Raw genomic sequence first — 26,034 nt, 5'->3', positions numbered from 1 at the left:
CCATCATAGCCACTCCGGCATTTGACGGCGGTCAAAAAGCGGGGCGGATCGACGGAGGTCTCTAAGAAAAGCTGGACCTCGGCCGCGGGATGGATAATCATGGGGGCCGTTGACACGATTTCGATTCTGCCACGAAGAGCTACACCACGATGACGCGATTTTGCGGGCCGGCGCTCTGCCGGCCGACTTTGCCCCTGGCCTTTCTGCTGTGCGTGCTTGTCCCAGGTGGTGACGCAGCAGAGGAGAAGGACGAAAAGGCCGCGGCCGACGCGGTTGCCCAGCCGATCAAGATTGATGGCACGTTTGAGGCGATTCGGCAAATTGAAGTCACGCCGGGCAACGAACAGTTGACGCAATTGGTGATCCAGCGGATCGTTCCCCACGGCAGCAAAGTGACAAAGGAACAGTCGCTGGTTTGGTTTGAAGCCGAGCCGCTGGACGACAAGATCCGCGGCGCCGAATCGGACCTGGCGATCGCACGCCTGGACCTGAAGGCAGACGAATTCGCACATGAGCAGTTTTTGAAGCAGCAAGCGTTGGACAAGGCGAAAACGCGCAGGACTCGGGATTTGGCGCAGCAGGCCTACGACAACTACCAGCGGACCGATCGCGAACGGACCATCAAACAGGCGGCCTTTTCGCTCGCTTCTTCCGAGTTTTCGCTCGAAAGTGCCACCGAAGAGTACCGTCAGTTGGAACAAATGTACAAGGAAGACGACCTGACCGAGGAGTCCGAAGAAATCGTGTTGCGTCGCGCCAAGCGGGCAATGGAGAATGCCGAGTTCGCTCTCGAACGGGCCAAAATCCAGCACGACCGGACGATCAAACAATCGGTCCCCCGAAGCGATGCCGAGCAGGAAGAGGCTTTGTCACGGGCCAACATCGAGTATGAAAAATCGATGCACGCAATGACAATCGACAAACAGAAACGCGATCTGGAATTGGAACGCAAACGCGTCAAATTGGAGGACCAGGCGGAGAAGTTCGAGGAGATGCGGGCCGAACGAAAAAATGTGGTGCTGAAATCCGAGATCGATGGAATCTTTGTCTACGGCGTGATCACGCGAGCCAAGTTGCCGGCAAAACCGATCGAATGGAAAAAGGACAGCACGGTCACCGGAAAACAAGTGATCGGAACGGTTGTCGATCCCTCCAAGCTGCGTGTCCGTGTCGAGTTGCCCGAGGATCAATTGAAAGTCGTTCAGGTCGGGGACCGTTGCAAGGTTGTTCCCAAGGGCGTCTCGGACACCGAGATTGATGGCGTCGTCAAGTCGATTTCCATCGTTCCGTTTGCCGCCGGGAAATACGATTGCATCGTGACCGTGCGAGGCAAACTGCCGGCCGAAGTGTTGCCCGCGATGACCTGTGAGTTGCTCTTTGACGCACCGGAAAAATCGGCCGACGATTCGGAAGCGAAAAAGGACAAACCGGCCAAATGAACTTCATCATGCGATGTTTGCTGGCCACGGTTTCCGTCCTGATGCTCGGCTCATCCCAGGCCCGGACACAAGAGACGATTCGGGTCGGAGATGAAGTCCGCCCGTTGCCCGTGGTCGAGCCGACGACCGAAGAAGACTTGCAGGCTGCGATCGGACGTGGCGTCGAGTTCTTGATCGCCGATCAAAATCCCAACGGGTCGTGGGGATCGCCGACGAAAACCAAAGGGTTAAACATCTACGCGCCGGTCCCCGGGGCGCACCACGCGTTTCGCGCCGGGACGACATCACTGGCGCTCGCGGGGCTGTTGGAAGTCGCACCCGAGGACCCAAAATCCCAAGCGACGATCGATCGGGCCGAGGCTTGGTTGTACGAGCATCTCGGATCGCTGCGTCGCGCCAGTGGCGATGCGATCTACAACGTCTGGGGACACGCCTATTCGATCCAGGCACTCGTTCGATTGCACCGTCGACACGCCGGCGAGAATGCCGCACAAGAAAAAATTGTCGGCCTGATTCGCGACCAGTTCGAAATGCTACAGCGGTACGAGTCGGTCGACGGTGGTTGGGGGTACTACGATTTCCGCTACCAAGCGAATCAGCCGACATCCAGCTCGATCAGTTTCGTCAACGGCGCCGTGTTGATCGCGTTGGCCGAGGCCCGCGACATCGGTGTCGAGCCGCCGGAGCGAATCGTTGATCGGGCCGTCGCCGCCACCAATCGCCAAAAGAAGTCCGATTTCAGTTACTTGTACGGTGAGTATCTGAAAGATCGACCGGCCCGAGAGATCAATCGCCCCGGCGGTAGCCTGGGACGGACCCAGTGCTGTAACGCCGCGCTCCGGGCTTGGGGAGACGAAACGGTGACCGACGATGTGGTCAAAACTTGGTTGTACCGTTTATATGTCCGCAACGGATGGCTGGACATCGGTCGCAAACGTCCGATTCCGCACGAGTCTTGGATGCAAGTGGCGGGCTACTTTTATTATTTCGGACACTACTATGGTGCCCTTTGTTTGGAACAACTGCCGGCGGAGGATCGGGCACCGTTTCAGGCGATGTTGGCCAAGCTGATCTTGGATCGTCAAGAAAAGAACGGATCGTGGTGGGACTACCCGCTATACGATTACCATCGCCCCTACGGCACCGGATTCGCGCTGATGACGCTGCATCGTTGCAAAGCGGTCGGTGGGAAGGCGGATGGGGAGCTGACAGAAAAATAGGGGGCAGAAAAATGGGTTGAAATTTAATGGGGGGGGACGTGGATCGAAGCGAGGCCGTCTTCGTGTCTTTCATTTTTCTGCCCCCCATTTTTCTGTCAGCCCAGCCGCGATCCCAACGGCCTGCCCTACCGATCCACCTCCACGGCCCGATGCTCGTTGGCCGATTGATAGCAGGCGTCGACCAGTGCCATGGTGGCTAAATTGTCATCGCCACTCATTGCCGGCTGGCCGTCGGTTTCCAAGGCGACCAATAGTTCCGCCATCGGTCCCAGAAATGCATCCGGAAACCAGACCTGGTCCCATTGCGGGCGATGCCAAATGCCCGTCGATGTGGTGCTGTACTGCAGCGTGCTGGGGTTCCGCTGTGGGTACTTGGGCCAACCGATTTCGCCCAGTGCCAGTCCCTTTGTGCCTTCGACGCGATAGGTGATCCCGATGGCCTGGGCGGCCCCTTCACGAGCCGGGCCGGTCCAAACGTCATCGCAAATCATGCATCGCAGCCCGGAGTCGTATTCCAGGATGTACAGCCCGATGCCGTCGCGGTGATCAAACTCGGTCCGCGGATCGGTCCGAAAGCTGGCGAAGACGCGCTGTGGGTTGCCGAACCAGAACCGCATGGTGTCCAAGTGGTGGATCGACATGATACGGCACGTGACCCAACCCTGACGCTGTTGCCAAGGCATCCAATGCGGGATCGCTCGCATGTCGACCGTTGCCAAGACCGGATCGCCCAGATCACCGCGGCGGATCAACTGACCGCAGGCGCGAACCGATTGGTCGTAGCGCATGTTTTGATTCACACACAACGTGATGCCTGCATCGCGACACAACCGAACGATCTGTTCGGCTTGGTCGAGACAGACGCCGAGTGGTTTTTGCGCCAGAATGCCTCGGATCTGGCGGTGTGTGACGACTTCGCGGACGACATCGAGCAGACAATCCGGCGGGACGGCAATGTCGACGACTTCGACGCGTTGGTCTTGCAGCAATTCGCGGTAGGTCGCGTAGACCGAGCCGATCGAATGACGCTGGGCGACCCGCCGGGCGTTTTCGGGGGTCCGCGAAGTGATGGCGATCGGTTGCAATCCGGCTTGGCGATACGCGACCAGATGGCAATCGGCCATGATGAATCCTGCGCCGATGCATCCGATGCCGACGTCCAGGTTTCGGGGCAGCGTCGGCAGGTAGTCCAGCGGTTCTGGGGGCGATCGGTCAGGCATCGAAGATGTCACCCGTCCTGCAGCGATCTGGCGCTGGCGTCATGATCGGGATCCAGAAAGCCGGCTTCGTCGCTGTCCTGGTCGAACCGTTTGATGCCGATTTTCTTGATCGCCGCATCGTCCAAGCGATGGATCGGCGTGTAGCGGGGGTGATGTGAGTCCTTGTAGGGATCGTTGGATTTTGCGTTGTAGCAGCAGATCATCGACCAGCGCGGTTTGTCCGACTTGTTTTGATCGCTGCGATGCAACAGGTTGGCGTGGAAGAACAGGACATCGCCGGGTTCCATTTCGACGTAGACCAATTCCATTCGTTTCAAAATTTCACCGACCCGTTCGATGTCCGCCCCGGCTTGATCGCCGGTCAATTGGTGGTGGATTCGTCCGCAATGATGTGAGCCACGGATGACCTGCAAGCAACCGTTTTCGGGAGTGGCGGGGTCCACGGCGATGAACGCGCTGACCAAGTTGGGGGTCAGCACACCGTTTGCGTACCAATAGCCGTAGTCCTGGTGCCACGCCCACGCCCCGCCAATGCGGGCGTCCTTCATGATCATTTTGGAATGATAATGATAGGGCTCGTCATCGAGCAGTTGTTCGGCGGTGTCGACCATCCGGTGACAGCGGGCGAACGCGCCATAGATGCCTTGGCCGGGATGATTCCAAAGCGACAAACGAACCGTCCCGCCTTCGCCATCGGCACGACCAAAGGCGTGATCGTCCAGCTGTTTGTCTTCCCGCGCGGATCGTCGCAGCAAGTCGATTTCTTCGGCGTCGAACAGCGACTTGCGGAGCAGGAATCCGTCGCGCCGGTATTGCTCGCGGTCGAGCTGGGGGATCGGTGTGGACATGAGTGTGTGGGGAAAAGCGTAGAGGCGGGGGCGAACCTTTAGGATAACAAACTTGGCGGTTGCACCGTGAGCGTGACTTTGCGCAATCCCAGCTGAATCGATTCTGCGAATCCACCAACGACGACCATCGGGCGACTGGGCAGGAGGACTCCTCTGACATCAGCCAATTCCTGCAAGCGGTCCCGCTTCATGGCCGCTTGCGGAAATCGGGTAAGAATATTTTGGAGGTAAGAAAATGATGAAACGCACCGTCCGTTCGATTTAGCAAATTTTCCTACCCCAGAAATCTTCCTACCTTTCCACCCCGCCCTGTCGAGCCGGTGAGCATGAGGAGAGGGACGGAAGAAGGTTTCGGGGCAGAAGGCAGCGCCCAGGAACGAGGCGCGAGACCGCACGACCGCGCGGGGGTGACGCGCCGGATGTGCGGATCGTTCACAGCCGAGGCGCGCTCGATCGGGCCCACTGAACGATCTGGTCGGTGTTCATCGCGCCCGCTTGGCGCGCGAATTCGTTGCCCCGCTGAAAAAGAATGATCGTCGGGATGCCGGACAGCGAAAATTGGCTGGCCGTTTGCGGTGCAGCGTCGGTGTCCAGTTTCGCCAGGATGAACTGGGGCGACAATTCGGCAGCGGCTTCGGCAAATGCGGGGGCCATCATTCGGCAGGGGCCGCACCACGACGCCCAAAAGTCCACGAGGACCGGGACATCGGAGCGCGAGACGAATTTGCCAAATGACTGATCGGTCAGCGCGACAGGCGCGGTGGGCAGCAGCGTGGTTTGGCACTTACCACAGATCGGTCGGTCATGAATGCGATTTGCGGGAACGCGATTGACGGCGAGACAGTGGGAACAAACGAGTGTCAGGGGCGAAGCGGTCATGGAACGGTATGGATTTTGCAATTCATCAAAAACGACAATGTGCACCGGGCACGTCTGCCAAACAATGTATCAACTGTTTTGAATGAAGGAGAGTGAGATGGGACTTCTGACACGACAACGTTCTTCCTTTCCGACAAGCATTGATCGGATGCGAGACGAATTCGATCGCGCGCTGCAAAACTTCTGGGGCGGAAACGGCGATTTCGAAAGCATGCTTCCGGCCAGCGAATGGCAGCCGAGCGTTGACATCTCGGAAACCGACCAAGCGTTGCAAGTCAAAGTCGATTTGCCGGGGATCAAACCCGAAGACGTCGAGATCAGCGTCAGCGATGATCGGTTGACCATCAAGGGCGAACGGAAAGAAGAAGCGGAAACCGACGACAAGGAAACCAAGGTGCATCGCATCGAACGCCGTTATGGATCGTTCTATCGCAGCATCGCGCTGCCGCCGGGGACCAAAGCCGAGGAAGTGGTCGCCGAGGCCGACAATGGTGTGATCACGATCCATTTGCCCAAGGGCGAAGTCAGCAAGGCCAAGCGGGTCGCGGTGAAAGCCAAGTGAGCCGGTAGAGGCCAATGAACTGGTCGGCGCTAGCCGCGTTGGGGACGGCACCGCACGGCGGCTAGCGTTTGGCGTAGCTACGCTCGGTGCGAGCGTGGAAAGCATCGGGGATCCACCTTCTGGCGAAGGTAGCTACGTTCGCACGGTGATTAACGATGAATGTGTCGCTGCTGAGCTAGTCTTGCAGCTCGACCACGCTGTCGCGTTCTTGTTCGGTGAGCGGTTGGCGAGTGGCAAGTTGTTGATCGAGCACTGCCAGATCGGCATCCGAGGCGTCGTCGTCTCGGGCGATGCGATCGGTGATCCGTTGACGCAACGTTTGTTCGTCGGCGTGGCAATCCAGGATCCCGAACGTCGCCCCTTCGCGAGCGGCCAAGGATCGAAACGTCTGGCGGTCGGCCTGTCGCAGGAAGGTCGCATCGATGATGACCGGATAGCCGGAGCGAAGGATGCAGCGTGCCATCCGGTGCAAACGTTCGTAGGTGGCATGATTGGCCGTTTCACAGTACAGGTTTTGTCGTTGCCGATCGCTAAGGCGGTCGGAAGGGGCCAACCCGAAATGCCGCTTGCGTTCGATGTCACTGCGCAGCCGAATCGCACCGTGTTGCTGCACGGCCCACTGGCTGGCGGTCGTCTTGCCGCTGCCGCTGACCCCGTGCGTGATCCACAGTTGGGGGCGCTCGCGCAGCGAAAACTGATAGGCCAATTCGACATGGTGTTCACAATCATTCATTGCCGCGGTCTGATCGGCAACCGACATGCCGGGTTGTGACGCACGGATCGCCGCCACTTTGGCACGGATCAGCGCGCGGTAGACCAGGTACCAACGCAGCACGATTAGCGAGGCGTGGTCGCCGGTGTGTTCCAGGTAGGCATTGATAAAGCTTCGCGATAAATCCAATCGCTCTCGGGCGGCAAAGTCCATCGCCGCGAACGCCGCATCGCTGAGCACGTCGATCCAACGAAATGACTCGTTGAACTCGATCCCGTCAAAGGGGATCAACTGGTCGCCCCAGTGAACGATGTTTGCCAGGTGCATGTCACCGTGACATTCGCGTATGAACCCGTTGACGACTCGCTGGGCGAAAACGCGGCGGTGCTGGTTGAAGTACTTGTCGGTCCAGCCGAAGAGGACTCGGACGACCTTGGCCGAATCGCCGCCGACGACCCCGCGCAGGGCGCTCAGGTTGTCCGTCGCGTTTCGGTAAACGACTTCGATGGAACCGAGTCGCTTGTCGGCGGTTTTGGGGTCGAGACGTTCGGCCGACTGATGGAAGTCCGCAACACAGCGGGCCAGTTCGAACACTTCGTCGGTCGTCAGCTTGTCCGATTCAATTCGTTCACTGAGCAATGCGCCGGAGGGAAACCGCCGCATCTTGACCGCGTATTCGATGGGCACGCCATCGCCCTCCATGACCGGCTGCCCGTCGCTCAATGTCACCGGGACGACATCCAGGTACAGGTCCGCGGCAAACCGGCGGTCCAGGCGGAGTTCTTCTTCGCAAAAGTGCTTGCGTTTCTCCAGCGTGGAATAATCCAGGAAGGCATTGCGCACCGGCTTTTTCACCTTGAAGGCATGGTCGCCGACCAGAAAGACCCAAGAGATATGCGTCTGGTGCAATTCGATCGGTCCGGGATCGCTACCCGAGGCGATGGTGTTGGGATAGGCCTTGGGGCGGGTGAGTGCCTGGACCAGTTGTGCATCCGTCGGGCGGCTGGCGGTTGCGGTGGCATCGGTGTGACTCATCGTCGTACCTGTAGGGTGTCACACGGACCGCGATCGATGGAGACCTCCTTGTCCAATCCACGTGTCCGTCGGTTAGGTCATCGGCAGCATGCATGTTTCTGCCGACTCATCATCTTCAGTGATCTCAATCGGGGATTGGAATCCTTCGGGTTTGAGCGCGAGTACGGAGCACTTCATCGCCGAGAGCAAGTTTTCGGCGGTGTTGCCGATCAGGAACCCGGCCACTCCGGTGCGACAGACCGTTCCCATCACAACCAGATCGGCTTCGATCTGGTCGGCGACGCCAAGAATGTTCGTCGCCGCCTGTCCGCGTTGCAGGTGAACCTCGATCTCGTCGCCGCCTTCGAACGGTGGTTGCAACAGTCGATCGAGGCGTTTGCGGACCTTGGCTTCGCGTTTGGCCAGTGCCGCATCGACCTCCGCGTCTCCGGCACGTCGGCGTAGGGATTGTTCCATCCACATGTCCCAGACGCTGACCAGATGCAGTTTTGCCTGGTCACGCCGGGCGACCGCATAGGACAATTCCAGGATCTCGTTGTTCAGTTTCAAATGGGTTTCATCGTCGGCATCCAAATCGATTGCCGCGAGCACTTGCTTGAACGACGCATGGAGTTGAGGTTTCAGGATCCAGAGCGGGCAGGGACAGATGCGCAGCAGCGTTCGCGCGATGCTGCCGAACAAACGCCCGGTCGTCGTGCAACCGTCGGCGGTTTTGATGACCAGGTCGTGCCCGCCGGCGAGCACCCGTTTGGTGATCTCTTGAGCGGGCGAACCGCAGCGGACCAGGATCTCGACCGACAGACTTTCGCGGCAAAACTGGTTGGCCAGATCGACCAGCCGCTGCCCGCGATCCTCGATCAGCAAATGCTCCAATTTGTCCGGACGGGCCTCGTGCGTCATGATCCCGATCGCACTGGGCAAGGGTTTAATCACATCCATCAGCGTGACCACGGCCTTGTTCTCCTTGGCGATCTCAAAGGCCCGTGCGATCGCTGTTTCCGGGTCATCCGTTCCCGCGTAAACCAAGATGTTTTTAAATCGTTGCATGGCAGTTTCCTGAGGGGGGTTTTGCGAACAGGTTTGCATGATTTGTGCCAAAATCAAAACAACGTCCGCGGCGAGGAAGAATGATTTGCCAGGCGCGCGTATTGTCTCGCCTGTGCGAATTGGCGCGCCGAGGCTGAGTCGTTGCTCACAAGGGCGATGGCATGCGCATTGCATCGAGTCAGCGGCGACCGAATTCCTGTTCCTACCTGATCCCGAGTGTCACGATGAGTACGGCAGCAGAATCCGCCACGGACTCGATTCGCTGGTTTGACCAAGTCGGCATGGGCGATGTCGGCATCGTCGGCGGCAAGAACGCGTCGTTGGGCGAGATGTATCGCGAACTGACGCCCCGCGGCGTGCGGATTCCCAACGGCTTTGCGACGACGGCGGCGGCCTATCGTCGGCATCTATCCGAGAGCGGGCTGGACGACAAGATTCAGCAGATTTTGAGCGGGATCAATTATCGGGACGTCGGGTCGCTGCAGCATCATGGCAGAATCATCCGTCACATGATCCTTGACACGCCGCTGTCGGACGAGTTGTCCAAGGCGATCGTCGGCGCCTATCACCGGTTGTCCAAGCAGCGGGGGGAATTGGCCGACGTTGCGGTCCGCAGCAGCGCGACGGCCGAGGATTTGCCGGACGCCAGTTTTGCCGGTCAACAGGAGACGTATTTGAATGTTCGCGGACAGGCCAGCTTGTTGGACGCCTGTCGACGCTGCTTGGCATCGTTGTTTACCGACCGGGCGATTTCTTACCGCGCGCACCACAACTATGACCACATGCAGGTGGCGTTGTCGATCGGCATCCAACAGATGGTGCGTTCGGATTTGGCGTCGTCGGGGGTGATGTTTTCGATCGACACCGAGACCGGGTTTCGTGACGCGGTGTTGATCAACGCGGCGTATGGATTGGGGGAAAACGTGGTCCAGGGGAGCGTGAACCCGGACGAGTACTACGTTTTTAAACCGACGCTTCGAGACGGACATCGGCCGATTCTCAAACGCACGGTGGGATCCAAGTCGATCAAGATGGTGTACGACTTGGGCGGCAGCAAGATGACCAAGAACGTGCCGGTCGCCGATGACATGGCAAAGCGTCTGGCACTCAGCGACGACGACATTTTGCAACTGGCGCGGTGGGCGTGTGTGATCGAGGATCACTACAGCGATCTTCACGGGACGTTTTGTCCGATGGACATGGAGTGGGCCAAGGACGGGAACACGGGGGAGTTGTTTATCGTTCAAGCCCGGCCGGAGACGGTCCAGTCGCGGCGTTCGGTGCACGAATTACAACGTTACCATCTCAAGCGTCAGGGCCAGCAACTATTGGAGGGACGTTCGGTCGGCGAGAAGATCGCGGTGGGGCCGGTCCGTCTGGTTCGCGACGTGCATCAATTGTCACAATTCCGTGACGGCGAGATCTTGGTGACCGACAAGACGGATCCGGATTGGGAACCGGTGATGAAGCGGGCCGCGGCGATCATCACCAACCGCGGCGGTCGGACCTGTCATGCGGCGATCGTCAGCCGCGAACTGGGGTTGCCGGCGATCGTCGGCACCGGCGAGGCAACTGATCGTTTGCGTGACGGCCAAGTCGTCACGGTCAGCTGTGCCAGCGGCGATGTCGGCGTCGTCTATGACGGAGAACTGCCGTTCGAAGTCGAGACGATTGATCTGGGGACGATCGGGCGACCAAAGACCAAGATCATGATGAACGTCGCGACGCCCGACGAGGCATTCGCGCTCTCGTCGCTGCCCAACGACGGCGTCGGGCTGGCGCGGGTGGAATTCATCATTTCCAACTCCGTCAAGGTGCACCCGCAAGCCTTGATCGACTTTCAACAACTGGACTCCGCCACCCGCGCGGCGGTCCAGCAGGCGACCGTCGGATACGACGACAAGCCACAATTCTTTATCGACCGCTTGTCCGAAGGCATCGCGATGATTGCGGCCGCGTTTTATCCCAAGGATGTGATCGTCCGGATGAGCGATTTCAAGACGAATGAGTATGCCAATCTGATCGGGGGCCGGGCGTATGAGCCGAAGGAGGAGAACCCGATGATCGGTTTTCGGGGCGCGTCGCGGTACTACAGCGACCGGTTTCGCGATGCATTCGCGCTCGAATGCAAAGCCGCCCAGCGGGTCCGCCGGGAGATGGGACTGACCAACGTCAAGCTGATGGTCCCGTTCTGTCGCACGATCGAAGAGGGGAAACGGGTGCAAGCGGAGATGGCCAAGCACGGATTGGTGCGGGGCGAAAACGGTTTGGAAATCTACGTGATGTGCGAGATCCCCAGCAACGTGATTCTGGCCGATCAATTCGCGGAGATTTTCGACGGGTTTTCGATCGGATCAAATGACCTGACACAGTTGACGTTGGCGGTCGACCGTGATTCGGCCATTCTGGCTCACGTGTTCGATGAACAAAACGAAGCGGTCAAGCGGATGATCTCCAGCGTGATCGCTCAGGCCAAACGGAGCGGCTGCAAGATCGGGATCTGTGGCCAGGCGCCGAGCGACTACCCACAGTTTGCCGAGTTTCTGGTCCAGCAGGGGATCGACAGCCTTTCGCTGACCCCCGATTCGGTGTTGAAGACGACGATGCACATTCTGAAAGTTGAAGCGGACGGTTCCTGACAGAATCGGTGTCGGAGGTTACAACAATGGCGTTGCCGACCCCACTCAGTGAGATTTTAATGTCTGACGATTCTCAAGCCCTGTTTGACCGTCTCGGTGGCACCGCCGCGGTCGCCGCGATTGTTGAAGAGATGTACGCCCGAGTTCTGAAGGATCCGGAGCTGGCACCCTTTTTCGAGGGCGTCTCGATGGACCGGTTGCGGACGATGCAGTTCCACTTTCTGGCGTCGGCCTTTGACGGGCCGGCGGAGTATTCGGGGGCCGACTTGACCCGCATCCACGCCGGTCGCGGGATCACCGCGGTTCACTTTGCCAAGTTCTGTGGGCACTTCGCCGACGCGATGGAGGACAACGGGGCCTCCAAACGCGACGTCGATGACGCCCTGGGACGATTGGCACTGTACAAGGACAAAATCACCGGCGACGCCAACGTCGATGGGTAGTAAATCTTAAAGCGGTCAACTGCATGTAAACCAGTTGATACACGCAACCGCGTGACTTGCCGATCGAACGTCGCTACCTTCGCCAGAAGGTGGTTCGCCCTTGCTTTCCACCCACCGGCGACCGCAGTGTCACTCGACCGCAGTGTCACTCGACCGCAGTGTCACTCGACCGCAGTCAACGGCGCCTCCGTTTCGCTGCCGTTGAAACGTTCCAGCAATCGATACAGTTTGCGTCGGTGGATGCCCAACACGCGAGCCGCTTTGGCTTTGTTGTTATTCTCTTTGGCCAGCACGTACATCACGTGAGCTTTGGCGATGTCGTCCAGTTTCAGCGATTCGGGTTTAAAGGCGGCGTCGCTGTGGTCGGACTCCGGTGAATCGGTGGCGCCACCACGGTCGCCGGGATGCCGCGGGGCGTCGCCATCGGCACAGTCGGCGATTTCCGACGGCAGATCGTCCAGGGTCACGTCGTGCCCGTCGGCCAGGATCGTGGCGCGTTGGATCACGTTGATCAACTGACGAACGTTTCCGGGCCAGGGGTAGCGGTTGAGCGCATCGCGGGCGGCCTGGTCGACATGCCACGGGACGGGCAAGTAGTGGTCGACCAAACGATCCACATCGCCGCTGCGTTCCCGCAGCGGGGGAAGTTGCAACGACAGCACGTTGACGCGGTAGAACAAATCCTCGCGGAAATTCCCCGCCTCGACCTCTTTGGCCAAGTCCCGGTTGGTCGCGGCGATGATTCGCACGTTGACAAACCGCTCTTTGTGCGACCCGATGCGACGCATCGAGCCGTCTTCCAAGACACGCAACAGTTTGGGTTGCAGCGACAGCGGCAGTTCACCGATTTCATCGATAAACAAGGTGCCACCATCGGCGATTTCGAACAAACCGGGTTTATCGGCCGTCGCGCCGGTGAAAGACCCTTTCTGGTGCCCGAACAGTTCGCTTTCAACCAACTGTTCGGGGAGCGCGGCGCAGTTGATGGTGACAAAGGGTTTGTCGCTCAGCCGGCTGTTTTGCTGGATCGCCCGGGCCACCACTTCTTTTCCGGTGCCGCTTTCGCCTTGGATCAAGACCGGCTTGTCGGTGGGGGCGACCTTGTGGACCATTTTGACGACTTGCCGCATCGACGGTGATTCACCGACCAGTTCCAGCGCGGGGCGACTCCGCGAGATGATCGCTTTGAGTTGTTTGTTTTCGCGCCGCAAGCGGCCTCGATCGCGGGCCAACATGCAATGGTGTTCCAAATCACCCAGCGAGCATGGTTTGGTCAAGAAGTCGCAGGCGCCCAACTTCATCGCCGAAACCGCGGATTCGATCGTGCCCTGGCCGGTCAAGATGATCACTTCCATTTCGATCTTGTCTTGCTGGACCCGCTGCAGCAATTCCATCCCCGACATCCCCGGCATGTTCATGTCGAACACGGCGACGTCAAAGCTGTCTTGGGTGCACAATTCCAAGGCTTCCGCTCCGCTCGCTGCGGCGCTGACGTCGTGCCCCTTCCGCTCCATCCAGCGGGCTGAGGTTTCACGGAAATCGTCTTCGTCTTCCACAAGCAGCAGCTTGATCGGTGAATTAGACATGGTGGTTCGCAGGACTCGTTGGCAAGGTTTTGCGGGTGAGTGATTCGATGGGGCGATCAGGGATGCCAAGCCGTTGGCAAACACTCCAAGCCGCTCCACGCGGGTGAATGACATCGACGTTTGGGTGTGCATTCTCGCACATCCGTGACGAAAGTGCACGGTCGGCCCGCGGTTTTCCGCGTCGATGACGATGCCGTCACGAGGTCCCACCTGTTCGGATCGCAAGCCGAAGCCGTCGGGCGGGGAGAGCAAGGCTGTCGTTCGGCCGGCGGCGAATTCGAAGGGTTCAGCAGCCGTTGGCAGGACCAACGTGCCGAACGATTGAGTTCTGTCGGCCGTTTCGTTTCCACGATCTCTCCTCGTCGTGATCCACCCAAGGGTTTGGGACTTTCGCTGGGCACCGGGCTGTGATGCAAACAGCGGACCAAGCGTGTCGGAATTCGGAACGCTGCGGTCGCGTTGGCCTGTCAATTGCACCGCATTACCGGCGGTCTACCGCAACTCAATTTTCGGGTCACCGGTGCGTGCGGAGAGTCGCCGTGTTCTTCGAGCTCGGCGGATTGAAAAGCGAAGTTTTGCCCCGCGCCGACCTCGGAGAGGGCGGCGATTGTAGAGCCGAATCGAAAACGAAACGACGCCAGACGGAAATCGAGCGATGAAGGTGGTGATGTTTACCAACACGTTCACCCCGCACGTGGGTGGCGTGTGTCGTAGCGTGCAGCAGTTCACGCAGGAGTTTCGCGCGCTGGGCCATCGGGTGTTGATCGTGGCGCCCGAATTTGAGGGGGCGCCGGCCGACGAGACCGGCGTGGTGCGGATTCCGGCGCTGCAGCATTTCAACGGTTCCGATTTTTCGGTGCCGGTGCCGATTCCAGGCTATTTGACGACAAGGTTGGACCAGTTCCAGCCGGACCTGGTCCATTCGCATCATCCGTTTTTGCTAGGCGGCACGGCGCTGCGCGTTTCGGCCCGGCGCGACATCCCCGTCGTGTTCACGCACCACACGCAGTACGAGAAATACACGCACTATGTGCCCGGCGATTCGAAAACCATGCAGCGATTCGTGGTCGAATTGGCGGTCGGCTACTGCAACTTGTGTGACGCGGTGATCGCGCCGGGCAAGACCATCTTGGAGCGTTTGCGAGAGCAGGGCGTGACCCGACCGATGGTTGAAATCCCGACGGGCGTGGATGTCGTTCGGTTTCGGCATGGTGACGGACCGGCGGCCCGGAAGCGGCTGGGGATCGACGAAGGATCGTTTGTCATCGGACACGTCGGGCGTTTGGCGCCGGAAAAGGGACTGGAGTGCTTGGCGAATTGTGTCGCCCGATTTGTACAGCAATTTCCCGACGCGACGTTTGTGGTGGCCGGCGAGGGGCCGTCGGGCAAGACCGTGCGCGGTGTGTTTGAAAAGCACGGCGTGTCAGACCGCTTGAAACTGTTGGGCAACTTGCCACGCAACGATCTGGTCGACCTGTACCATGCGATGGACGTGTTCGCGTTTAGTTCACAAAGTGAAACACAGGCGATGGTGATCACCGAGGCGATGGCGGCGTCGGTGCCGATCGTGGCGGTCGATGCAGCGGGAGTCCGCGACGTGGTTCGCGACGGTGAAAACGGACGGTTGGTCAAATCACCCCTTGCTTCCCCGGTCGCCGGAGCGTTGGCCGATGATCAGGTCTCCGAGCGGTTTCTTGACGCGTTGATTCAGGTTCATGACGCACCGCACGATCGCTATCGACAGTGGACAGCCGGGGCGTGGCAGACGGCACAGCGGTTTTCGATGGAGGAAATGGCGGCACGCACGATCAAGCTGTATGAACAGGTCGCCAACAGCAAACGCGACGGGGAGCATCGGCACGACGCCTGGTCGGCCGCGATCCGCCGAATCGAAGAGGAGTGGCAGATCTGGTCCAACGTCGTCGATGCCGCCGGACACGCGATCATCGGCAAAGACATTCACGTCTTTTGACGGTCCGAAGCTTACTCCAGATCGAATTTGATCCCGCCCACGAAGGTGGCGCACATGTTGTACAGCAGTGCCCCGATGATTCCCCCGATGAAGCCGCCGACGCCATAGAACAAGGGCATGATGATGATGGCGCCGATGCCGCCGATCAGTCCGGCCACCGCGTCGCCACCCTGGGCCGCCACGCCGACCAACGCCATCAACGTGAACATCGCGCCGACGATCAGACCCAGGATCGCGTACAGCACGCCCAGCATGGTGCCGCAGGACATGACGTCCAACCGTTTGACCGTGACGGTTCGTCGGGTGGCCGTCATCGGTTGAGCAACGGCGGACGATTCATAGGGGTTGGTGGCGGACATGCTGGGATCCTTTGGGCAGACGGGCGGTGGAAACGATGAACTCGCTACTAGAGTAGCGTATCGTTTGCGCCGTGGGGCATCGCATCTTCGTCCGACAGCGCTACACGTGCGTCGCCACGCTCTGGCGAGCGTAGCTACGTCAAAGCTGTCCAGCTAGTCGCGGTTCTGAGCGACCAAGTTGGCACGCCCGACCAACAGAGGGTCGACGTTGCCGATTCGTTCCAGGTCTCGATTGGCATAGGGGATCGTGTTCAACACGAACCGCATCGCATTCAGGCGCGCGCGTTTCTTGCAATCGGATTTGACGACGGTCCAGGGCGCATCATAGGTGTCCGAATAGAAGAACATCGCTTCTTTAGCGCGCGTGTAGTCGTCCCATTTATCCAAGGAAGCCAGATCGACCGGGGACAGTTTCCACTGTTTCAACGGGTGTGCTTCGCGTTCCTTGAAACGCCGGCGTTGTTCATCCTGGCTGACGGAGAACCAGAATTTGATCAGCCAGGTGCCGCTGCGGACCAGGTTGCGTTCGAAATCGGGGACTTGACGCATGAATTCCGCATATTCCTCGTCGCTGCAAAAGCCCATCACGCGTTCGACGCCGGCGCGGTTGTACCAGGACCGGTCGAACATGGCGATTTCTCCGGCGGTCGGCAGGTGTTGGATGTAGCGTTGAAAGTACCATTGTCCGCGTTCGGTCTCGGTCGGTTTTTCGAGCGCGACGACGTGTGCACCGCGAGGATTCAGGTGTTCCATAAAGCGTTTGATGGTGCCGCCTTTTCCGGCCGCGTCGCGTCCTTCGAACAGGATCACCACCTTCTCTTTGGATTCTTTGACCCAGGCCTGAAGTTTCAGCAGTTCGACCTGCAGCTTGTACTTTTGTTTTTCATATGTCTTTCGCGACATCAAGTTGCGATAAGGGAACGCGCCATCGCGCCAGCCGCTGGAGAGTTGGTCGTCGGGACTGCTGCGACGTCGACCGCCGGCACGGGGGGGCGTCTTCTTGAGTAAGGCGTTACGCAGCACGGTGGCGTCTTCCGGGGAAGCGCCGTCGATGATCACTTCCAATGTCTTGGCCAGCGTGTGCACATCGTGCGGGGGCGTCGTCTCGATGATGTCACGGACCGCGCTGATTTTGCTCTGTTGGGCTGCTTCGACGGATTGATCGACTTCAAAGTCCTCCAACTCGTCGGGTGTCAGCGACGGTGACGTGTCACCCTCAGCGACCAGCCGATTGCGGCGTTTGGTCTTCTTTTTTGACTTCGACTTTGCGTTTTTCGTGCCGTTTTTTGACGGTTTAGCAGGCTTGGTTGACATTTCCGAATGGGGGGCAAAGAGGTGGCCACAGGCGAGGGCGCGGTGCAGGCACGCGGTCGAGGCGCGCAGGTCGGCAGGGAATCGTCATCAGAAGCATAGCTTGTGCCAAACCGCTGATCATCTGTGGATCTCAGTAGATTCGTGACGGCGACAACACACCGCGGGGGGCCGGCGACGGTTACAATTGACGCCTTCCTGGATTCCCACCGTTCGCTTCGTCCGGAGCTGATTCATGTCGCGACTACCGATTCGAGATGTCGTTGGTGCTACTTTTGTCCTTCTGACGACCTGTCTTGCCGGTGTGTGTCACGCCGACATCCAACAGGACGCAAACAAACTGATCGAGCAGGCCGGCGTCAACGCAGGGTTCTTCGTGCACTTGGATGCCGGGGACGGTCAACTGACCGCGGCGCTGCGCCAAAACGATGCGACCCAGGTTCACGGGTTGGTCCGGGATGCGAACCAATTGAATTCGATCCGCGACCGGGTGATCGATCAAGGCGACTATGGTGACATCGCGTTTGACCGTTTCGACGGCTACCAGCTTCCCTACGTCGACAACATGGTGAATATGTTGGTCGCCGAATCGCTGGGCGACGTCACGATGGACGAGGTCTTGAGAGTGCTGGTTCCCAACGGCGTCGCCTTGGTCAAGCAGGGTGACCGCTGGGTCAGGCATCAAAAGCCGCGACCGGACAACATCGACGAATGGTCTCACTACTTGCACGATGCGACGGGCAACTCGGTCGCCCACGACGACGTCGTCGCACCGCCGCGTCACTTGCAATGGGTGGGCAGCCCACGATGGTCGCGGCACCATGACCGGATGGCCAGCATGAGTGCGTTGGTGTCCACCGGCGGACGGATGTTTTACATCATGGATGAAGGCAGTCGAATCTCGATCCAATTGCCGCCCAAATGGAAATTGATCGCCCGCGATGCCTTCAACGGCACCGTGTTGTGGAAGAAAGACATCGACAACTGGCAACCGCACCTCTGGCCGCTCAAGAGCGGGCCGACCCAATTGTCGCGGCGCTTGGTTTCGACCGAATCGGAAGTCTTCGTCACGTTGGGATTCAACGCGCCGCTGACCGCATTGGACGCGGCGACCGGCGAAGTGCTGCGAACCTACGAAGGCAGTGATGCGACCGAGGAAATCATCTCCACCGGCGACCTGTTGTTTTTGGTCGTGCGAAAAGGCAAAGCGGAACTGCAGGATTACGCCCCGCTGCACGGCACCGTCGGTGACCAGGCACGCTCGCGAAGTTTTTTCTGGAATGAAGAACCTCGCGTGCTGATGGCGTTCCAGGCTAGCACCGGCAAACAGTTGTGGGCCAAGAAGACGAAGGTGTCACCGCTGACGTTGGCGGCCAAAGATTCACAGCTCTTCTTTCACGACGGCGAAAGAATCGTCTCGTTGGATGGGCGTTCGGGGGACGTCGTTTGGGAAAGTGAATCGGTGACACGTCGCGATTCGTTCACGTTCAACTTTGGTCCCCGGTTGGTGGTTTACGAAGACGTGGTGTTGTACGCCGGCGGCGACGGCAAGATGATCAGCAGTGACGCCAAAAGCGGAGAAAAGCTGTGGGAGGCGAGTTTTCCCAACAGCGGCTATCAATCACCGCAAGACTTGATGGTCGTCGACGGATTGGTTTGGTTGGCACCGTTGACGTCGGGCAAGGACAGCGGCGTCTACACCGGACGCAACCCGCGAACCGGCGAAGTCGTCAAATCGTTCGCCCCCGATGTTGACACGTATTGGTTTCACCACCGTTGTTACATCGCCAAGGCGACCGACAACTTCTTGATGCCTTCGCGGACCGGGATCGAGTTTGTTGATCCCGACAAAGAACATTGGGACATCCATCACTGGGTCCGCGGCGGGTGTCTGTACGGCGTGATGCCCTGCAACGGATTGACGTACGCGCCGCCACACAACTGTGCCTGCTATCCCGAGGCCAAGCTATTCGGGTTCAACGCTCTGGCTCCGTTGGCCCCGACCCGTCCGATCCCGACGAAGGTGGCCGAAGTCGGACGGCGTGAAAAAGGGCCTGCGTTCGGCGTGGCCTTGGCCGATTCCGAACCGGCCGGATCAGACGATTGGCCGACGTACCGCCGCGATGCCGGACGTAGCGGCGCGAGCGCGGGCACGATCTCCTCCGACGTCGCTCCCCGATGGACCGCGGACCTGGGCGGCCGGCTGACCGCGCCGGTGATCGCCGACGGGCATGTCTACGTCGCACAGATCGACCAGCACACGCTGCATGCTCTGGATGAAAAAACGGGCGAGGCGAAATGGAGCTACACCGCCGGGGCGCGGATCGATTCGCCGCCGACCGTGCATCGCGGCCGCGTCGTTTTTGGTGCCGCCGACGGCTGGGTGTATTGCTTGACCACCGACGGTGAATTGGTCTGGCGATACCGTGCGGCGCCGATCGATCGCCGTGCGATGGCGTACGAACAACTGGAATCGTTGTGGCCGGTGCATGGCAGCGTGTTGATTCACGACGATTCGATTTACACCGTGGCCGGACGATCCAACTTTTTGGACGGCGGGCTACGACTGTTGCGGCTGGATCTGGCCAGCGGAAAGAAGCTGGCCGAAACGATCATGGACGAGACCAATCCGGAGACCGGGAACAACCTGCAAGAGAAACTGCAAATCCTGCAGATGCCGGTCGGGCTCCCCGATATCTTGTCCACCGACGGACGCCACCTGTTTATGAAGAGCCAGAAATTCGACTTCGACCTCAACCGGCTTGAGATCGGACCGAATTCGGGCGAGTTTGCCGCCCAAGCGTCCAAGCAACGTGGACCCGACGCCCACATCTTCGCCCCGATGGGGTTTCTGGATGACACTTGGTTCCACCGTTCGTATTGGGTGCTGGGGCAGAGTTTTGCCGGCGGCCACGGCGGTTATTATCAAGCCGGCAAGTACGCCCCGTCGGGACGGATCTTGGTCAAGGGTGACGGGTATGTTTACGGCTACGGACGCAAACCCCAATACCTACGTTGGACGACGGTCTTGGAACACCAGTTGTTTTCGGCCGAACAGAATCCGCCGGAGATCCCCGAGGGCTTTGGAAAGAAACGCGGCGGCGGCCCGTCGGCTCCCTCGGCATCGTTCCCGAAATCGCCGAGTTTGAATCCGCAAGGCAAACCGATCACGGTGGAGGCGTGGATCACATCGACCAAGCCCCAGGGTGTGATCGTCGCTCGTGGAGGTCCATCCGCCGGATTCGCATTGACGTTGAAGGCGGGCAAGCCACAATTCATGGTCCGCAGTGAACAGGGGCTGTCGACGGTTGAAGGCCCCAAACGAATCGTCGGCGGATGGCACCATGTCGTCGGCGTGCTAGGCGAAGACAAGTCGATGTCGTTGTACGTCGACGGAAGACTCGCTGCCAGCGGCAAGTCGTCGGGCTTGATTCACATCGATCCCGCTCAAGGCATGGATGTCGGGGCCGACGGGCAAACCGCCGTCGGCAACTACACGTCCCCGTTGCCCTTCTCCGGGGCGATCGACGAGGTGCGGTTGTATTTCCGTGCGGCAACGGCCGAACAGGTCGCCAAACGCTATGACGACGGTTCGGAGATTTCTGCCGATGCCGTGTTGGCGGTCAGCTTTGACGACGGCACCGCGCGGGATCACAGTTTGCATCGCAACAACGGAACGCTGGAAGGCGGCAAGCCGGTCGAAGGCAAATTCGGCAAGGCCGTCCAGTTCACAAGCCGCAATCAGGGCGCAAAGAAGAAAGGCGGAAACAACAACGTCAAACCCGGAGATTCGCTGGTCAAGCCGAAGTGGGCCAAAGACATCCCGGTCTACGTTCGCGGCATGGTGTTGGCCGGCAGCAAGCTGTTTGTCGTCGGGCCACCGGACACGATCGACGAAGAAGAAACGTTCCAGAAACTCAGCGAGAGTGATCCGGAGGTTCAAACGTTGCTCGATAACCAGGACGCGGCGTTGATGGGCAAGGATGGATCGTCGCTATTGGCAGTGAACATCGACACCGGCGAGATTGAAAACGAGATCAAGCTGGACGCGTTGCCTGCGTGGGACGGACTGGCCGGTGCTAATGGCAGCCTGTTTCTTTCGACGCTCGACGGAAGGGTGTTGTGTTTCGGAAAGTGAGTCACTGGATTTCAATTCACTCAACTTCGACAGACTGTTGGAACCTCGTTTGAAACAGCTCGTTATGTCTTTTCCTTCGACGAATGAATGCCGCACGATCGCTCGTTTCGATCGTGGTGCGTCTTTGGATGCCCCCTCACCCCCAGCCCCTCTCCCCCGGATTCTGGGCAAGTGGAGCTTGCCCAGAATCCGGGGGAGAGGGGAGCCATGCTGGCAGGATGAATCAGTAGCGATGTCGTGGCAGAGCCTTGTCCGCCGCCCAAGACTTGATCTGGTCTGCCATTCTTCGCGGGGACTTGTCCTAACCTTCATGCTTTTGGCATGGAGTTCTTGCGCCGGCGCGTGCAACATTCCCGTCTTTCGCTATGCACTGGAACGATGGACGCCGGATGATTGCGAAGTGATTGTTTTTCATGATGGACCGTTCTCACCCGCCGACGCCCGCCTGATGAATCGAATGACTGCTTCGACAGACGACCATGGCGGCCATGCCAACGCCAAGGTTATCGCGGTCGACTTGGCCGATAGGAAAGACCGCGGGCGCGAGGCTTTGTGGCAGGAAATCAACGCGGACGGTCGAGCTACATTGCCGTACGTCATGGTCCGCACCAAATTGGGGCGGGGACGCACGGTCAATCGCTGGCACGGAGCGCTCAGCGAAGCGGATCGGATGGGGATTTTTCAATCACCGGTTCGCGAACAACTCCGCGATCGGCTGCTGGCCGGCCACAGTGTCGTTTGGTTGTTGGTCGGATCGGCCGATGCTGAAAAAACAGCCGCTGCCAAGACGCTGGTCGAAGACACCTTCAAGACACTCCGGTCGAAAGTCCAGTTGCCTGAAGGAATCGGATTGCCGGGATCGGAACTGTACGCCGACTTGCCGTTGGTGGTGAAGTTCAGTCTGCTGGAGATTGATCCCGATGATTCGAAGGAGCAGTTCTTGGTCCGTTTGCTGTCCGGTTTGCGCGAGCAGGCGTTCGAAGACGGCGAGCCGTTGTTGGTTCCGGTCTTTGGTCGCGGCCGGGCATTGGAGGTGATCCCGGCTGGCGACCTGACACCGCGGTTGATGGAGGAGCTGACGATCTTCTTGAGCAAGGCGTGTTCGTGCCAAGTCAAAGAACAGAATCCCGGATTCGATTTGCTGATCGATGCCGATTGGGACGGAGAACTGTTCGGCGACGTCGACAACCGTCCTCCGGATCGCAGCGCCGAAGAAGGCCGCAATCGCAATCCCGTCCTGGTTCCGATACCGCAAGGTCGCCGATAAACTAGAGCTATGAATCGAACTTATGTCTTAATGGCCGGCTCGCTGGTCGCACTGATCGCTATCGGCGTGATGCTGGGCGGAAAAGAGAAGCCGTCGACGAGCGGGCGAGCGGTGATGTTGTACTGTGCCGCCAGCAACCGCGCGGTGATGGAATCGATCCGCGAAGAATACGAGCAGGAGTTCGACCGTGGCGTTGAAATCCAGTACGGGCCTTCGCAGACACTTCTCTCGTCGATTGAAGTGGCCAACCAAGGGGATCTGTATTTGCCCGCCGACGACAGTTACTTGAAACTCGGCAAGGAAAAGGGGCTGATCGCCGAAGAGCTGTCGATCGCCAAGATGCAAGCCGTGATTGCGGTCCCCAAGGGGAACCCGAAATCGATCAACAGCCTGGACGATCTGTTGCGTGATGACGTCCGCGTCGTTCAAGCCAGTCCCGACTCGGCGGCGATCGGCAAAGTCGTCCGCGAGGCTTTGGGGGCGATCGATCGCTGGGACGCGTTGGACAACGTCACCCGTGCCTATCGTGGAACGGTCAACGAAGTGGCCAACGACATCAAGATCGGGGCGGCCGATGCCGGGATCGTGTACGACGCGGTGTTGCACACCTATCCGGATTTGACCTTCGTCGAGATCCCCGAGTTGGCGGCGACGGCGTCGCAGATTTCGGTCGGTGTAATCGCATCGACCGAGCATGCCGCCGATGCGTTGCATTTTGCCCGTTATGTCTCGTCCGCCGATCGAGGGCTACAGCATTACGCCGACCACGGTTTTCGCGTCTCTGGGGGCGACACCTGGGCGGACCAACCCGAGTTGTCAGTGTTCGCCGGATCGATGTTGCGTCCGGCAATCGAGGACACCATCGCGGCGTTCGAAAAACGCGAGGGCGTGAAGGTCAACCGCGTCTACAACGGTTGCGGGATCTTGGTGGCACAAATGAAGGCCGGCCAGCATCCCGACGCCTACTTTGCCTGTGACAGCGAATTCATGAACCAGGTACACGATCTGTTCCCCGAACCCGTTCCGGTCTCGCAAAATGAACTCGTGATCCTGGTCCAGAAGGGCAACCCCAAAGGGATTGCCTCGTTGCGGGATTTGGCCAAGGAGGGATTGCGTGTGGGGATCGGACACGAGAAACAATGTGCGATGGGCTGGATCACGCAAAACACGTTTCGCGAAGGCGGCGTTCAGCAGGAGATCATGCCCAACGTGACCGTGCAGACACCGACCGGCGACATGCTGGTCAACCAGTTGCAAACCGGTTCGCTGGACGCCGCGGTGGCCTATTTGAGCAATGCTGCCGGGGCGTCGGAATTTTTGGATGCGATCCGGATTCAGGGGATCGACTGCAGTGTGGCGACCCAGCCATGGGCGGTTGCCAAAGAGTCACCGTATCCGAATTTGGCGTCGCGATTGTTCCAGCAGATTTGCTCGACCGAGTCGCAAGACATTTTCGCCGCCGAAGGATTTCGATGGCAAAGTCTTGGCGAAGCAGCGACCGATGAGTGAGCCGGTGGATTCCCCTTCTTCACCGACGTTTCGACGCCGCAGCGACACGCCGTTCTTTTTGGTGATGGGGGGGATCTCGGCCTGCTTCATCGTGTTGATCCTGCTGTTGCTGGCCGCGGATGTGGTGTTCACCTCACCGAGCGACTTCATCGATGCACTTCGCAAGCCGGAGATTCAGGCGGCGTTTCGGTTGACGATCCTGAGTTGCTCCGCCGCGGCCGTTTTGTCGTTGTGGGTCGCGACGCCACTGGGGTATTTGTTGTCACGCTATCGATTTCCCGGACGCTGGTTGGTCGACACCCTGGTCGATATTCCGATCGTGTTGCCGCCGTTGGTGTTGGGGCTGAGCCTGCTGATCTTGTTTCACCTGCCGATTTTTGGGTGGGAATTGGAGGCGTGGTTGCGCGACAGTGTCGGTTTTCCGGTCACGTATCAGTGGCCTGCGGTGGTGCTGGCCCAGTTTTCGGTCGCGTGCGCGTTTGCGGTGCGAACGATGCGTGTCACGTTCGACCAAATTGACCCACGCGCCGAGGACGTGGCGCGGACACTCGGTTGCACGCGGGGCCAGGCGTTCATGCAGATCGCGTTGCCGCAGGCGTGGCGTGGCATGATCGCCGCGACGACGATCGCGTGGGCGCGGGCGCTGGGCGAGTTCGGACCGATCCTGGTCTTTGCCGGGGCGACGCGGATGCGGACCGAGGTGCTTTCGACGACGGTGTTTTTGGAATTGAGCATCGGTCAGCTGAATGCCGCGGTCGCCGTGTCGTTGTTGATGGTCGCGATGGCCGTGGTCGTGTTGTTGATTCTCCGCGTGCTTGGGACGGGACTGAACGCGTGATCGAGCTGGACAATGTTGCCATCCATGCCGGCGAGTTTTCGCTCTCGGGCATCTCCATGCAAGTCCCACGCGGCCACTACGCCGTGCTGATGGGACGGACCGGGCGCGGCAAGACGACGATTCTGGAGTCGATCTGTGGCTTGAGAAAGGTCTCCTCGGGGCGGATTCTGATCGATGGCGTCGACGTGACGACTTGGTTGCCGGGAGATCGGCAGATCGGATATGTCCCCCAAGACTTGGCGCTGTTCCCCACGCTGACGGTCGCTCAGCATTTGGCGTTCGCGCTGCGACTGAGAAAACGTCCGCAGAGCGAGATCGATGATCGGATCGCGCAGCTGGCTGGAGTGTTGGGGATCAAGGCGTTGTTGGGACGCAGCGTCGATGCACTCAGCGGAGGTGAATCGCAGCGTGTGGCACTCGGTCGGGCACTCTCGTTTCGACCCGCCGTGTTGTTATTGGACGAACCGTTGAGTGCGCTCGACGAATCGACTCGCGCGGAGATGCACGCGTTGCTCAAACGGGTCAAGGAATCGACTGGAGTGACGACGTTGCACGTCACCCACAGCAACGAAGAAGCCGAGGTCTTGGCCGATCAACGCTTCGAACTTCACGAGGGAGTGTTGCGGGAAGTGTAGCACCATTGTCTCAATTGTGCCCCCGCAGTCGCTTGCGGCTGCCGGGGTGTGGCGCTTTGCTTTCAGGGGAACAGTTGAGGACAACGGTTCTACAATTTGGGGCTGGGGGCATTGTAGAACCATTGTCTCAATTGTTCGTTCGCAGCCGCTTGCGGCTGGAGGATTTGCGCCGGGGTGTGGCGCGTTGCTTCCAGGGGAACAGTTGAGGAAAACAGTTCTACAATTTGGGGCTGGGGGCATTGTAGAACCATTGTCTCAATTGTTCGTTCGCAGCCGCTTGCGTCTGGAGGATTTGCGCCGGGGTGTGGCGCGTTGCTTTCAGGGGAACAGTTGGGGACAACAGTTCTACAATTTGGGGCTGGGGGCATTGTAGAA

General features: G+C 59.3%; 20 protein-coding genes. 12 read left to right on the top strand and 8 right to left on the bottom strand.

Annotation, left to right across the window (positions count from 1 at the left end; translation table 11 throughout):
* The first annotated feature begins 149 nt into the window (after positions 1 to 149).
* Both H1B37_RS29915 and H1B37_RS29910 read left to right on the top strand, forming a co-directional pair.
* Positions 150 to 1,439 carry an HlyD family secretion protein gene (locus H1B37_RS29915; protein ID WP_182870957.1) on the top strand — a complete coding sequence of 430 codons (1,290 nt, stop codon included), beginning with the start codon at positions 150 to 152 and terminating at the stop codon, positions 1,437 to 1,439.
* Positions 1,436 to 2,659 carry a prenyltransferase/squalene oxidase repeat-containing protein gene (locus H1B37_RS29910; RefSeq protein WP_436299047.1) on the top strand — a complete coding sequence of 408 codons (1,224 nt, stop codon included), beginning with the start codon at positions 1,436 to 1,438 and terminating at the stop codon, positions 2,657 to 2,659. The genes H1B37_RS29915 and H1B37_RS29910 overlap by 4 nt, the downstream gene beginning before the upstream one ends.
* 125 nt (positions 2,660 to 2,784) lie before the next feature.
* Here the strand turns inward: H1B37_RS29910 and H1B37_RS29905 are convergent, their stop codons facing one another.
* The 3 genes from H1B37_RS29905 to trxC all read right to left on the bottom strand — a co-directional run bounded on the left by H1B37_RS29905 (position 2,785) and on the right by trxC (position 5,606).
* A complete protein-coding gene (locus H1B37_RS29905; RefSeq protein ID WP_182870956.1) occupies positions 2,785 to 3,879 on the bottom strand; it encodes a Gfo/Idh/MocA family protein in 1,095 nt (364 codons plus the stop codon).
* Between the two features lie 8 nt (positions 3,880 to 3,887).
* Positions 3,888 to 4,727, bottom strand: a complete 840-nt coding sequence (locus H1B37_RS29900) for a phytanoyl-CoA dioxygenase family protein (RefSeq protein WP_182870955.1) — start codon at positions 4,725 to 4,727, stop codon at positions 3,888 to 3,890.
* 432 nt (positions 4,728 to 5,159) lie between these two features.
* Positions 5,160 to 5,606, bottom strand: a complete 447-nt coding sequence (trxC, locus tag H1B37_RS29895) for a thioredoxin TrxC (protein WP_182870954.1) — start codon at positions 5,604 to 5,606, stop codon at positions 5,160 to 5,162.
* A gap of 148 nt (positions 5,607 to 5,754) precedes the next feature.
* Between trxC and H1B37_RS29890 the strand changes: the two genes are divergently transcribed.
* Positions 5,755 to 6,168, top strand: coding sequence for an Hsp20/alpha crystallin family protein (locus H1B37_RS29890; protein WP_182870953.1), 414 nt, complete (start codon positions 5,755 to 5,757; stop codon positions 6,166 to 6,168).
* 175 nt (positions 6,169 to 6,343) lie between these two features.
* Here H1B37_RS29890 and H1B37_RS29885 read toward each other — a convergent pair whose 3' ends face one another.
* Together H1B37_RS29885 and H1B37_RS29880 are read right to left on the bottom strand one after the other, a co-directional pair.
* On the bottom strand, positions 6,344 to 7,915 hold the full coding sequence (locus tag H1B37_RS29885; RefSeq protein WP_182870952.1) for a bifunctional aminoglycoside phosphotransferase/ATP-binding protein: 1,572 nt from the start codon (positions 7,913 to 7,915) through the stop codon (positions 6,344 to 6,346).
* Between the two features lie 72 nt (positions 7,916 to 7,987).
* Positions 7,988 to 8,962 carry a universal stress protein gene (locus H1B37_RS29880; RefSeq protein ID WP_182870951.1) on the bottom strand — a complete coding sequence of 325 codons (975 nt, stop codon included), beginning with the start codon at positions 8,960 to 8,962 and terminating at the stop codon, positions 7,988 to 7,990.
* Between the two features lie 224 nt (positions 8,963 to 9,186).
* Between H1B37_RS29880 and ppsA the strand changes: the two genes are divergently transcribed.
* On the top strand, positions 9,187 to 11,601 hold the full coding sequence (ppsA, locus tag H1B37_RS29875; RefSeq protein WP_182870950.1) for a phosphoenolpyruvate synthase: 2,415 nt from the start codon (positions 9,187 to 9,189) through the stop codon (positions 11,599 to 11,601).
* Positions 11,602 to 11,660: 59 nt separating this feature from the next.
* Positions 11,661 to 12,044, top strand: a complete 384-nt coding sequence (locus H1B37_RS29870; RefSeq protein WP_182870949.1) for a group I truncated hemoglobin — start codon at positions 11,661 to 11,663, stop codon at positions 12,042 to 12,044.
* 161 nt (positions 12,045 to 12,205) lie between these two features.
* Here H1B37_RS29870 and H1B37_RS29865 read toward each other — a convergent pair whose 3' ends face one another.
* The gene (locus H1B37_RS29865; protein WP_182870948.1) at positions 12,206 to 13,630 is read right to left on the bottom strand and encodes a sigma-54-dependent transcriptional regulator; all 1,425 of its coding nucleotides are present in this window, start codon (positions 13,628 to 13,630) and stop codon (positions 12,206 to 12,208) included.
* A gap of 144 nt (positions 13,631 to 13,774) precedes the next feature.
* Between H1B37_RS29865 and H1B37_RS29860 the strand changes: the two genes are divergently transcribed.
* Both H1B37_RS29860 and H1B37_RS29855 read left to right on the top strand, forming a co-directional pair.
* Positions 13,775 to 14,041 (top strand): hypothetical protein, encoded by a 267-nt coding sequence (locus tag H1B37_RS29860; protein WP_220498441.1) that lies wholly within the window; start codon positions 13,775 to 13,777, stop codon positions 14,039 to 14,041.
* Positions 14,042 to 14,285: 244 nt separating this feature from the next.
* The gene (locus H1B37_RS29855) at positions 14,286 to 15,602 is read left to right on the top strand and encodes a glycosyltransferase (protein WP_182870946.1); all 1,317 of its coding nucleotides are present in this window, start codon (positions 14,286 to 14,288) and stop codon (positions 15,600 to 15,602) included.
* An 11-nt stretch (positions 15,603 to 15,613) separates the two neighbouring features.
* On the opposite strand, the gene H1B37_RS29850 is transcribed toward H1B37_RS29855, so the two are convergent.
* Together H1B37_RS29850 and ppk2 are read right to left on the bottom strand one after the other, a co-directional pair.
* A complete protein-coding gene (locus H1B37_RS29850) occupies positions 15,614 to 15,961 on the bottom strand; it encodes a hypothetical protein (RefSeq protein WP_182870945.1) in 348 nt (115 codons plus the stop codon).
* Between the two features lie 153 nt (positions 15,962 to 16,114).
* Positions 16,115 to 17,275 (bottom strand): polyphosphate kinase 2, encoded by a 1,161-nt coding sequence (ppk2, locus tag H1B37_RS34170; protein ID WP_182870944.1) that lies wholly within the window; start codon positions 17,273 to 17,275, stop codon positions 16,115 to 16,117.
* A gap of 232 nt (positions 17,276 to 17,507) precedes the next feature.
* On the opposite strand from ppk2, the gene H1B37_RS29840 reads away from it, so the two are divergent.
* The 5 genes from H1B37_RS29840 to H1B37_RS29820 all read left to right on the top strand — a co-directional run bounded on the left by H1B37_RS29840 (position 17,508) and on the right by H1B37_RS29820 (position 25,659).
* Positions 17,508 to 21,410: an outer membrane protein assembly factor BamB family protein gene (locus H1B37_RS29840; RefSeq protein WP_182870943.1), complete on the top strand. Its 3,903-nt coding sequence runs from the start codon at positions 17,508 to 17,510 to the stop codon at positions 21,408 to 21,410.
* Between the two features lie 457 nt (positions 21,411 to 21,867).
* The gene (locus H1B37_RS29835; RefSeq protein WP_182870942.1) at positions 21,868 to 22,677 is read left to right on the top strand and encodes a hypothetical protein; all 810 of its coding nucleotides are present in this window, start codon (positions 21,868 to 21,870) and stop codon (positions 22,675 to 22,677) included.
* Positions 22,678 to 22,686: 9 nt separating this feature from the next.
* The gene (locus H1B37_RS29830) at positions 22,687 to 24,186 is read left to right on the top strand and encodes a substrate-binding domain-containing protein (protein WP_182870941.1); all 1,500 of its coding nucleotides are present in this window, start codon (positions 22,687 to 22,689) and stop codon (positions 24,184 to 24,186) included.
* 4 nt (positions 24,187 to 24,190) lie between these two features.
* On the top strand, positions 24,191 to 25,024 hold the full coding sequence (locus H1B37_RS29825; protein WP_353620956.1) for an ABC transporter permease: 834 nt from the start codon (positions 24,191 to 24,193) through the stop codon (positions 25,022 to 25,024).
* Positions 25,021 to 25,659, top strand: coding sequence for an ABC transporter ATP-binding protein (locus H1B37_RS29820; protein ID WP_182870940.1), 639 nt, complete (start codon positions 25,021 to 25,023; stop codon positions 25,657 to 25,659). Before H1B37_RS29825 ends, H1B37_RS29820 begins: the two co-directional genes overlap by 4 nt.
* Positions 25,660 to 26,034 lie beyond the last annotated feature (375 nt).

Origin of the sequence: Stieleria mannarensis (assembly GCF_014154935.1) — a bacterium.
GTDB classification, from domain to species: Bacteria; Planctomycetota; Planctomycetia; order Pirellulales; family Pirellulaceae; genus Stieleria; species Stieleria mannarensis.
The sequence above is the reverse complement of the archived record's forward strand: the minus strand, read 5'-3'. Positions and strand labels throughout refer to the sequence as shown.

Coding starts and splice junctions, on each gene's coding strand:
- H1B37_RS29915 (WP_182870957.1), top strand. CDS start 150: ATGACGCGATTTTGCGGGCCGGCGCTCTGCCGGCCGACTTTGCCCCTG.
- H1B37_RS29850 (WP_182870945.1), bottom strand. CDS start 15,961: ATGTCCGCCACCAACCCCTATGAATCGTCCGCCGTTGCTCAACCGATG.
- H1B37_RS29880 (WP_182870951.1), bottom strand. CDS start 8,962: ATGCAACGATTTAAAAACATCTTGGTTTACGCGGGAACGGATGACCCG.
- H1B37_RS29830 (WP_182870941.1), top strand. CDS start 22,687: ATGAATCGAACTTATGTCTTAATGGCCGGCTCGCTGGTCGCACTGATC.
- H1B37_RS29890 (WP_182870953.1), top strand. CDS start 5,755: ATGCGAGACGAATTCGATCGCGCGCTGCAAAACTTCTGGGGCGGAAAC.
- H1B37_RS29855 (WP_182870946.1), top strand. CDS start 14,286: ATGAAGGTGGTGATGTTTACCAACACGTTCACCCCGCACGTGGGTGGC.
- H1B37_RS29885 (WP_182870952.1), bottom strand. CDS start 7,915: ATGAGTCACACCGATGCCACCGCAACCGCCAGCCGCCCGACGGATGCA.
- H1B37_RS29870 (WP_182870949.1), top strand. CDS start 11,661: ATGTCTGACGATTCTCAAGCCCTGTTTGACCGTCTCGGTGGCACCGCC.
- H1B37_RS29905 (WP_182870956.1), bottom strand. CDS start 3,879: ATGCCTGACCGATCGCCCCCAGAACCGCTGGACTACCTGCCGACGCTG.
- H1B37_RS29835 (WP_182870942.1), top strand. CDS start 21,868: ATGACTGCTTCGACAGACGACCATGGCGGCCATGCCAACGCCAAGGTT.
- H1B37_RS29900 (WP_182870955.1), bottom strand. CDS start 4,727: ATGTCCACACCGATCCCCCAGCTCGACCGCGAGCAATACCGGCGCGAC.
- H1B37_RS29910 (WP_436299047.1), top strand. CDS start 1,436: ATGAACTTCATCATGCGATGTTTGCTGGCCACGGTTTCCGTCCTGATG.
- H1B37_RS29840 (WP_182870943.1), top strand. CDS start 17,508: ATGTCGCGACTACCGATTCGAGATGTCGTTGGTGCTACTTTTGTCCTT.
- H1B37_RS29865 (WP_182870948.1), bottom strand. CDS start 13,630: ATGTCTAATTCACCGATCAAGCTGCTGCTTGTGGAAGACGAAGACGAT.
- ppk2 (WP_182870944.1), bottom strand. CDS start 17,275: ATGTCAACCAAGCCTGCTAAACCGTCAAAAAACGGCACGAAAAACGCA.
- ppsA (WP_182870950.1), top strand. CDS start 9,187: ATGAGTACGGCAGCAGAATCCGCCACGGACTCGATTCGCTGGTTTGAC.
- trxC (WP_182870954.1), bottom strand. CDS start 5,606: ATGACCGCTTCGCCCCTGACACTCGTTTGTTCCCACTGTCTCGCCGTC.